This window comes from Streptomyces sp. NPDC001415 (genome assembly GCF_053597395.1).
In genome coordinates this window covers 185,594-192,721 of record NZ_JBSFIE010000013.1, presented here as the reverse complement: position 1 = coordinate 192,721, position 7,128 = coordinate 185,594, and the positions used below count along the sequence as shown (strand labels likewise).

Below are 7,128 nucleotides of genomic sequence, written 5' to 3'. Positions count from 1 at the left end.
TCCTCCCCCAAGGTCTTGAAGACCAGGGGGTACCCCCATCGAGGACCTTCCGGCGCCTTGCGATCGCACGCACCAGACGCCGCGGTCTGATCCGGGCGGGGTTTAGACACAGGCTCTTAGCCGCCCCGTGATCACCGCCCGCCCCCGCTTCCCCCGGGGCGGGCGGTTTGGTATGGAGGGCGATCGCTCCGTACCATGGCGATTTTGGGAACTTGATATTCACGACTGATCGAGGAACGCAGCGGCGATGACGGTGACAGAGGACTTCCAGGACCAGCAGCAGGGTCCCGGTGTCGACGAGCGGCCCGAGCAGGGCGTCGACCAGGACTTCGGGCCCGGCATCGACCCCGAGCGGCTCGCGCTCTGCCTGAGCGTGCTGGCGGAACTCGACCAGATCGACGTCGACCACCCCGACGCGATCGCCGTGCGCCGCGCCACCGCCGGCGTCTACCGGACCGTGAAGCAGCGCCGCCGCCAGGAGCGCCGCGCCGCCAAGACCGCCCACGACCGGGCCGTCACCGAGGCGACCGCCACCGGCTCCGCCGAGCGCATCGACGACGAGACCGAGGGCCTGCTGCCCAGCTCGTCCGTCACCGGCGAGATCGCGGGCATACTCCAGCGCCCCCGGTCCTGCTACATCTGCAAGACCCGGTACGTCGAGGTCGACGCGTTCTACCACCAGCTGTGCCAGAAGTGCGCCGTCGAGAACCGGGCCCGCCGCGACGCGCGCACCGACCTCACCGGCAAGCGCGCCCTGCTCACCGGCGGCCGCGCCAAGATCGGCATGTACATCGCGCTGCGACTCCTTCGCGACGGCGCGCACACCACCATCACCACCCGCTTCCCCAAGGACGCCATCCGCCGCTTCAAGGCGATGGAGGACTCCGCGGACTGGATGCACCGCCTCGAAGTCGTCGGCATCGACCTGCGCGACCCGGCCCAGGTCGTCGCCCTCGTCGAGCGGACGGCCGAGCAGGGCCCGCTGGACATCCTGATCAACAACGCCACGCAGACCGTCCGCCGGCTGCCCTCCGCCTACGCCGCCCTGGTGGACGGCGAGAACGCCCCGCTGCCGGCCGGTGAACTCCCCGCCCACGCGGTCATCGGAGCCTTCAACTCCGGCGCGGTCGACGGCCTGGCCGCGCTGCCCGTCGGCACCTCGGGCCTCGACGCCCAGCGGGTCGCCGACCTCGCCCTGGTCGCGGGCAACGCCAGCATCGCCAAGCACCACGACGGCACCGCCCTGGACGCGGGCGGCCTGCTCCCCGACGTCGTCGACACCAACACCTGGGTGCAGTCGATCGACCAGATCTCCCCGGTCGAGCTGCTCGAAACCCAGCTGTGCAACTACACCGCACCGTTCATCCTGATCAGCAGCCTGCGCCCGGCGATGGCCGACGCCGCCCGCAAGGCGCCGAACGGTCGCGCGTACGTCGTGAACGTCTCGGCGATGGAAGGCGTCTTCAGCCGCGGCTACAAGGGCGCCGGACACCCCAACACCAACGCCGCCAAGGCCGCCATGAACATGGTCACCCGGACCAGCGGCCAGGAGATGTTCGAGACCGACAAGATCCTGATGACCTCGGTCGACACCGGCTGGATCACCGACGAGCGCCCGCACCACGACAAACTGCGGCTCGCCGAAGAGGGCTTCCACGCCCCGCTCGACCTCGTCGACGGCGCCGCCCGCGTCTACGACCCGATCGTGCGCGGTGAGCTGGGCGAGGACCTGCACAGCGTCTTCCTCAAGGACTACGCACCCGCCAACTGGTAGGCCCCCGGGATTCGTCGCGAAGGGCGGCACGCGTCGCGCGTGCCGCCCTTCGGCGTCAACAGGCGCCGCCCGAAGGTCAGTTGGGGTACTGCGCGACGAGTTCCAGGACCGGACGCCAGTCCTCCATGACCCCCGCGTCGAGGCCCACGACCTTCCCCGCGTCGTCGGCCTGCCGCAGGATCACCGCTTCCTCGGCCAGCGGGTCCCGCGCGAAGGCCGCCGCCTCCTCGGGCCCCATCACCCCGCCCTGCGCCCGCAGCGTCAGCGCGCTCTGCGGCGAGAGCGTACGGTCCGGCTCGACCGCCGCCAGGTAGCGTTTCGCGGGGACGTGCAGCTGTACGAGACGGGCCACCCGCGCGCCGAGCAGCGGCCCCACCGCCCGCGCCGCGGTGTCGGCGTGCCCCGCGTCGTCGCCGGGCCGGAGCAGATGCCCGAGATCGTGTACGAGGCCCGCCAACTGGAGCTCCTTGTCGGCCGGGTGGGACCGCCGCAGCAGGTGGGCGGTCTGGAGCGCGTGGTCGTGCAGATCGACCGGATCACCGCTGCGGTCGGGGGTGTCCCACGCGCCCCGGCAGGCGTGAAGCAGCTCCATCAGCTCGTCGACCGAGCGCACGGGCCGGTCGTGACCGGGCCTGCTCGACAGCTCCATGTGGTCTCCTCCCCGCGCGCGGCAGCCGACACCGCCAGCAGATCATGGCGGGATGAACATCGGGCTGAACGCCGGACGAAGGAAAGTTGACGCAAAGGAAGTGGCCCTATCGAGCGCGGCCGCGCTCATTTGGTTACTCTGGTGCCAACGGTAGCCACAGCGGGTCCACCAACCCTCCAGGCCCGTTCCGGATCCGTGCCACAACCTGTGGCCGTGATGCGGACAGAGTGCCGGCGCCACCGCGTCAGAACTGCCCTTGCCCCTGCCCTGCGGGCGGACAACCGGGTCGGAGAACGACGCGAGCCGGGACGCCCAGGGTTATTGCGACACAAAGGAGTGCGCGGTGACACCAGAGACCACAGAACGCGAACGCCGGACGCCGGAACGCGGCGGCGAACGGGCCGGCCGGCCCGAGAAGCTCCGCAACATCGAGGTCTGGGCCCGCTCGGCCCCGATCCGTCTCGCCGGTTACGAGGAGGACCTCGCGGAGCCGCACATCCTGCCAGGCATCGACTGAACCACACGCCGGGACCGTGCCCCCTGCGAGAGCGGGGGGCACAGGCGTACACCGGCCGCTACTTAGGCCGCCCGACCGGCTCGGGGTAAACAGTCCGCCCCTCCTTGACGGTCTCCACGACCCGAATGTCCTTGATCTCCTCCGCGGGCACCGTCAGCGGATTCGCGCTCAGGATCACGAGGTCGGCGAGTTTGCCCACCGCGATCGAGCCCTTGACCGCCTCCTCGAAGTACTGGTGCGCCGCATGGATCGTGGTCGACTTGACCGCGTCGAGCGCTGACACCCGCTGATCCTCGCCGAGCACATGACCGCTGCGGGTCACCCGGGTGACCTGGCTGGACAGGATCGCCGGTGAACTGGGCAGCGCCACCGGGGCGTCGTGATGCGAGGTGTAGATCATGTCGCGGCGCAGCGCCGAGGCGGCCGGGGAGATACGGGCCGCGCGCTCCTCGCCGAGCACCGTCTCCCGGTACCAGTCGCCCCAGTAGAACGTGTGCATGGAGAAGAACGACGGGATGATCCCCAACTCCCGCATGGCGTCGAGCTGGTCCTCGCGGACGGTCTGGGCGTGGATCGCCACCGGCCGCGGGTCCACCGGGCGGTGCCGGGCGGTGGCCTGCCGCACCGCCATGACGAACTGGTCGATGGCCGCGTCGCCGTTGGTGTGCGCCAGAACCTGCCGGCCCTGGGCGTACGCGTCGCCGACCGCGGCCACCACCTCCGCGTCCGCGAGCGCCGGATAGCCCTGGTAGTCCGCGCTCTCCCCGTCGGGCTGGGTCAGATACGGCCGGGTCAGCCAGGCGGTGCGGCCCTGCGGCGAACCGTCGAGGCCGAGCTTCACCCCGCCGATCCGCAGCCGGTCGCGGTAGTGGGGCACCGACACCTCGGCGTTCTTGAGCTCGGCGGCCAGTGAGACGTCCGGGTAGACCACCACGTCGATGTCGAACAGCCGCCGCCCCGCGACCGTTTCGAGGATCTCCAGGTCCTTCGCGGTCATCACCCGGCCGTCCTGCGCGGTGGTGAACCCGAACGAGGCCATGGCGCGCTGGCCGAGCAGGATCAGCGAGATCCGGTCCTCGTCGCTGAACCCGGCCGCCGAATGCCCCCAGGCGTGGAACAGCGCCGACTCCTCCAGGACGCCGTTGGGCTCCCTGCTGCCGGGCCTGCGCCGGATCACGCCGCCCGCCGGGTCCTCGGAGTCCGCGTCGTACCCGAGCAGTTCGAGGGCCTTGCTGTTGACCGAGCCGAGGTGGCTCGACTGGTGGATGACCAGGATCGGACGGTCCGTGTCCACCGCGTCGAGGTCGTCGCGGGTCGGGTGCCGGGCGCCGGCGATCTGCGCGTCGTCGTAGCCGAAGCCGACGATCCAGTCCCAGCGGCGACCGGTCTCCGTGGTCTTCCACGCCTCCAACCGCGCCTGGAGGGAGGGGATGTCGTTGACCTCCCCGTCGGGCGCGGGCAGCAGATTGGCCGCTCCGGCCTGGAAGCCGATCAGGGACAGATGGCTGTGCGCGTCGACGAACCCGGGCAGCAGCGCGCGCCCCTTGAGGTCGACGAAACGGGTGCCGTCGCCGGCCTGCGCCAGCAACTCCCGCAGGTCGCCGACGGCTGCGATCCGGCCGTCCCTGACGGCGACCGCCTCCGCGGTCGGCCGGGCGTCGTCGACCGTGACGATGTCCCCGCCGAAGTAGATCGTGTCAACTGCGCGGACGGGACTGCTACTTGCCATGAAGTCCTCCATAGGGTGCCCGGCGGCTTCGGCCGAGTCCCGCGGAGGGTGCACCCGTGACCGGGCCCGAGTGTGCCGAGCGCCCAACTGGTCGATGGCTTCGGGGCGGGGCAGGCGGGCCGGCCTTCGCTGTCCCGTCCGAGTGTTGGGCCCGCCCCGTACTCCGCACAAGAAGGAGAACCGGCCAGCCACCGCCCCGCCGGTTACCGGGTGCCCGGAGCCACTCTCTGAAGGGTGCAAAGGCGAAACCAGGTATGACGGGACGTCAGGTGCGTGATACGCCCTATACGCCCTGTCGCCGCCGAGCGCGGCAAGGCAGGATGACCGGATGTCCGAGACACCCGGTGGGACCACCGCCTTCCACGACCTGTCCGCCTTCCTCGCCATCCCGCGCGTCAGCGCCCTCGCGCTCTCACCCGACGGGAAGCGCCTTGTGGCGGCCGTACAGAGCCTCAACGCCGAGGGCAACAGTCTCGTGTCCGGGCTCTGGGACATCGACCCCGCCGGAGTGCGCGAGCCCCGCCGCCTCACCCGCTCCCGCAAGGGCGAGTCCGCGCCCGCGTTCGCCTCGGACGGAACCCTGTGCTTCCTCTCCGGGCGCGAGGACACCGATCCCGCCGCGGCCAAGGACACCGACGAGGGCTCCGGCGTGTGGGCGCTGCCCGAGAGCGGCGAGGCCTCACTCATAGCCCGCCACCCCGGCGGAATCGCCGGGTTCACCCTCGCCCGCGACACCGGAATCCTCGCCTACACCGCGGGGCTGCTGCCCGGCGCGGCCGATGCCGAGGCACACGGCAAGCTGCTCAAGGACCGCGCCGACGCCAAGGTCACCGCCATCCTTTACGAGGCCGGGCTCACCCGGTTCTGGGACAGCGACCTCGGCCCGGACGAGCCGCACACCTTCGTCCGCCGCACCCGCGACGAGCACGGCTCACCGATCGACGCGGGCGGCCAGGGATTCGTCACCGAGGACCCGACCGCCCTCTCGCCCGACGGCACCCGCGTCGCCCACACCCGCTTCGTCGACGGCGGGGTGCCGGACCGCGACCGCACCGTCGTCGTGATCGCCGAAGCGACCACCGGAGAACAGCTGAGGGTGGTCGACCGGGACGGATACGCGTACAGCACGCCGCTGTTCACCGCCGACGGCACCGGCCTGATCTGCACCCGCCAGCGGATCGAGACGTACGAGACGCCGTACGTCTACACCCTCGTGCGGATCGACGTGGACAGCGGCGCCGAGAGCGAGCTTCTGCCGGACTTCGAGAACTGGCCCATCGGCGCGGCGGTCTCGCCCCGCCCCGACGAGGCGGCCATCTGGTTCGCCGCCGACGAACTCGGCCACTCGCCCGTCTTCCGACGCGACCCGGACGGCACCGTCACCCGGCTCACCGCCTCCGGCACCTACACCTCGCTCCGCGTCGCGCCCGACGGGCGCACCCTGTACGCGCTGCGCAGCTCCGTCGACTCCCCGCCCACCCCGGTCCGCCTCGACGCCGCCGCGGCCGACCAGGAGCCCGTGGTCCTGAAGGCGCCCGGCGGGGCGGGCCGGCTGCCGGGCTCCCTGACCGAGGTGCACGCGGTGGGCGACGACGGATTCCCGCTGCGCTCCTGGCTCGTGCTGCCCGAGGGCGCGTCCGCCGAGCGGCCCGCGCCGCTGCTCGTCTTCCCGCACGGCGGCCCCGAGACCTCCTGGAACGCCTGGACCTGGCGCTGGAACCCGTGGCCCTTCGCGGCTCGCGGCTACGCGGTCCTGCTGCCCGACCCCGCCCTGTCGGCCGGCTACGGGCCCCAGATGCACGAGCGCGGCTGGGGGCAGTGGGGTGGCCGGCCGTACCGGGACCTGATGGCGATGACCGACGCGACCGAGGCCCGCCCCGACATCGACGCGACCCGCACCGGCCTCGCGGGCGCCTCGTACGGCGGCTACATGACCAACCGGATCGCCACCCTGACGGACCGGTTCAAGGCGATCGTCTCGCACGCCTCGATCTGGGACCTGCGGTCCTTCCAGTCGGACACGGACGCCTCGGCCTACTTCCGGCGGATCTTCGGCGACCCGCTGACCCGGCCGGAACGCTACGAGGAGAACTCACCGTCCCTCCTGGTCGACCGCATCCGCACGCCCATGCTGGTGGTCCACGGCGGGAAGGACTACCGAGTCCCCGTCGGTCAGGGCATGGCCCTGTTCCAGGAGCTCCGGCGCTGCGAAGTCCCCGCGAAGTTCCTGCACTTCCCCGACGAGGCCCACTGGATCCTGGCCCCCAACCACGCCCGCCTCTGGTACGCGACCCTGCTCAACTTCCTCGACCACCACGTGCTCGGCGAGGAGTGGCAGCGGCCCGAACTGGTCTGAAATGTATGCGAGTTGACGGTATGACAGCTGCCTTCTTCACCGGTCCGGTATGCCCCCAGCATGTCGGACCGGTGACCGGTCGGCAATAGGTCCGATGAGTTCG

The 7,128-nt window shown here is 71.3% G+C and carries 5 protein-coding genes; 3 read left to right on the top strand and 2 right to left on the bottom strand.

What is annotated here, in order from left to right; translation table 11 throughout:
- The first annotated feature begins 247 nt into the window (after nucleotides 1-247).
- Nucleotides 248-1,774, top strand: a complete 1,527-nt coding sequence (locus ACWC2B_RS19975) for an SDR family NAD(P)-dependent oxidoreductase (protein ID WP_450718276.1) — start codon at nucleotides 248-250, stop codon at nucleotides 1,772-1,774.
- 76 nt (nucleotides 1,775-1,850) lie between these two features.
- Here the strand turns inward: ACWC2B_RS19975 and ACWC2B_RS19970 are convergent, their stop codons facing one another.
- Nucleotides 1,851-2,423: an inositol oxygenase family protein gene (locus tag ACWC2B_RS19970; RefSeq protein WP_450718274.1), complete on the bottom strand. Its 573-nt coding sequence runs from the start codon at nucleotides 2,421-2,423 to the stop codon at nucleotides 1,851-1,853.
- A 343-nt stretch (nucleotides 2,424-2,766) separates the two neighbouring features.
- Between ACWC2B_RS19970 and ACWC2B_RS19965 the strand changes: the two genes are divergently transcribed.
- Nucleotides 2,767-2,940, top strand: a complete 174-nt coding sequence (locus ACWC2B_RS19965) for a hypothetical protein (RefSeq protein ID WP_167152006.1) — start codon at nucleotides 2,767-2,769, stop codon at nucleotides 2,938-2,940.
- A 58-nt stretch (nucleotides 2,941-2,998) separates the two neighbouring features.
- On the opposite strand, the gene ACWC2B_RS19960 is transcribed toward ACWC2B_RS19965, so the two are convergent.
- Nucleotides 2,999-4,669: an amidohydrolase gene (locus tag ACWC2B_RS19960; RefSeq protein WP_450718271.1), complete on the bottom strand. Its 1,671-nt coding sequence runs from the start codon at nucleotides 4,667-4,669 to the stop codon at nucleotides 2,999-3,001.
- 328 nt (nucleotides 4,670-4,997) lie between these two features.
- Here ACWC2B_RS19960 and ACWC2B_RS19955 point away from each other — a divergent pair, with 328 nt between their 5' ends.
- Entirely contained in the window at nucleotides 4,998-7,025 is a 2,028-nt protein-coding gene (locus ACWC2B_RS19955; protein WP_450718269.1) for a prolyl oligopeptidase family serine peptidase, read from the top strand.
- Nucleotides 7,026-7,128 lie beyond the last annotated feature (103 nt).